Origin of the sequence: Streptomyces torulosus, assembly GCF_001419765.1 — a bacterium.
GTDB lineage: Bacteria > Actinomycetota > Actinomycetes > Streptomycetales > Streptomycetaceae > Streptomyces > Streptomyces torulosus.
In genome coordinates this window covers 1-2,102 of record NZ_LIRK01000152.1, presented here as the reverse complement: position 1 = coordinate 2,102, position 2,102 = coordinate 1, and the positions used below count along the sequence as shown (strand labels likewise).

Genomic DNA, 2,102 nt, shown 5'->3' with positions numbered 1-2,102 from the left:
CACCGCGTCGCACGCGGCGGCCGCCGCGTGCGACGCGGTGTGCCGGATCATGGCCGGCGGGCACGTCCCCTCGCTGCTCGAACTGATGGACCGTACGACGGTGAAGGCCGTCAACGACCTCGGCAACATGGGCCTGCCGGAGACCACCGAGGCACTGCTGCTCGCCGCCTTCGACACCCCCGACCCCTCGGCCGACCTCGCGGCGGTGGCGGAGCTGTGCGAGGCCGCGGGCGCCACCCAGGTCGTCCCCGCCGACGACGCGGCCGAGTCCGAACTGCTGCTCCAGGCGCGGCGGATGTCGCTGACCGCGCTGGAGGCGGTCAAGGGCACGACGATGATCGACGACGTGTGCGTGCCGCGCTCCCGGCTCGGCGACATGCTCGACGGCGTGGAACGCATCGCCGAGAAGTACGACCTGACCATCGGGGTCTGCGCGCACGCCGGCGACGGCAACACGCACCCCACCGTCTGCTTCGACGCGACAGACCCCGACGAGTCCCGGCGCGCCCGCGAGTCCTTCGACGAGATCATGGCCCTCGGCCTGGAACTCGGCGGCACCATCACCGGCGAGCACGGCGTGGGCATCCTGAAGAAGGAGTGGCTGGCGCGGGAGATCGGCCCGGTGGGCATGGAGATGCAGCGGGCGGTGAAGGCCGTCTTCGACCCGCTGGGCATCCTCAACCCGGGCAAGCTGTTCTGAGACAGCCGCCTCACTGGGCGAGCAGTTCGGCCAGCCCGTCGTCGATCCGCAGCATCTCGAACTCCGATCCCGGCGGCACGATCCGCAGGGTGCGCTCCAGCCAGGCGGACACGGCCGCGGCAGGCGCCTCCAGGAGCGCGTCCCCGTCCGGCGAGCTGAGCGCCATCAGCACGACACCGCGGCCCGACACCTTCGCCGGCCACACTCTGACGTCGCCGCCTCCGCACGGCCGGAACACCCCCTCCACCAGCAGCTCCCGCGCGAACGTCCAGTGCACGGGCCGGTCGGAGTTGATGTGGAAGGTGATGTGGACGGCGTACGGGTCGTCGCTGCGGTAGCCCAGCTTGGCCGGTACGGGGATGCTCTGCTCGGGCGACAGGACGAGCCGCAGCTCCAGCTCGCGTTCCACGACGGTGTGCCTCATGGTGGTCATTCCTCTCCGGTGCGGGGCCCGGATGCGGGCCCGTACGAGTGAGAGGGGAGCGGGGTCTTCTTCATTACGCGGGTCCGCGGAACTTTTTCCGACGAACGCGCCCACGGGCGTGCGACCACCGCGCGAGGACCGCGCGACGACCACGCGAGGACCGTGCGACGACAGCGCCGACGGGCGGGCGTACGGGCGTGCGGACGCCCCGTGCGCGGGTCCGGCCCGTAGCAGATCCCGTGCTCGAAAGGGGCGGGTCCGGCGGCAGCGGTCATGGGACTTGCCCCCGTCTGGTAGATGTGGATGCCCCCTCTTCCACCCCCGAGCAGATACGGGACGACGGACATGAGCGCCCCAACCCCGGCCCCCGGCGACGACAGGCCCCGCGAAGGGTATTACCCGGACCCCTCCATTCCTGGATATGTCCGGTACTGGAACGGTGCCGCCTGGGTGCCGGGTACGAGCCGTCCGGCGCCCACCGACGGCGAACCGCTCGCCCCGCCCCCCGGCTCCCCGGCCGTGGAGGAGACGGGCCCACACTTCTTCGACGAGGACCCCGAGCCGGGCGGGCCCGCCGGTCGGTCGTCCGCCGACTCCCTGCACGGCAACCGCCCCGAACCCGCCTCCGCGTGGGGCGCCGACCGCTCCCGGCAGACCGGGTTCGGCGGCGACAAGGACCGCCGGGTCTCCTGGGGTTCACCCCGGCCGGCCGGCCAGGGCCCCGACCCGCGGGTCTCGCTCGCGGCGGAGGCTGCCGACCCGGCCGCCGAGTCGGGCCGCACGGCGAGCACGGACGGCACGGCGACGATCCCGCCGGCGGACGACGAAACCGGCGCGCCCGAGGGCACAGTGGTCTTCCGCCGCCCCAACACCGTTGCGGGCGGGGGCGCGGAGGCGTCGCGGGCCGACGGCACCATGGCGTTCCACGCGAACTCCCCGGCAGCGGGTCCACAGGGCGCGGGTCCACAGGGCGCGGGT

Annotated in this window: 3 protein-coding genes; 2 read left to right on the top strand and 1 reads right to left on the bottom strand. The window is 73.4% G+C overall.

Translation table 11 applies throughout. The features are described from left to right. The coding region (locus tag AOK23_RS49650) for an FAD-linked oxidase C-terminal domain-containing protein (RefSeq protein ID WP_276205728.1) at positions 1-700 on the top strand (700 nt) is incomplete at its 5' end. A gap of 10 nt (positions 701-710) precedes the next feature. Here AOK23_RS49650 and AOK23_RS11585 read toward each other — a convergent pair. Further along, the gene (locus AOK23_RS11585) at positions 711-1,124 is read right to left on the bottom strand and encodes an SsgA family sporulation/cell division regulator (protein ID WP_055712647.1); all 414 of its coding nucleotides are present in this window, start codon (positions 1,122-1,124) and stop codon (positions 711-713) included. Positions 1,125-1,469: 345 nt separating this feature from the next. Here AOK23_RS11585 and AOK23_RS11580 point away from each other — a divergent pair. After that, positions 1,470-2,102: DUF2510 domain-containing protein (locus tag AOK23_RS11580; protein ID WP_157878006.1), on the top strand; the 633-nt coding region annotated here is incomplete at its 3' end.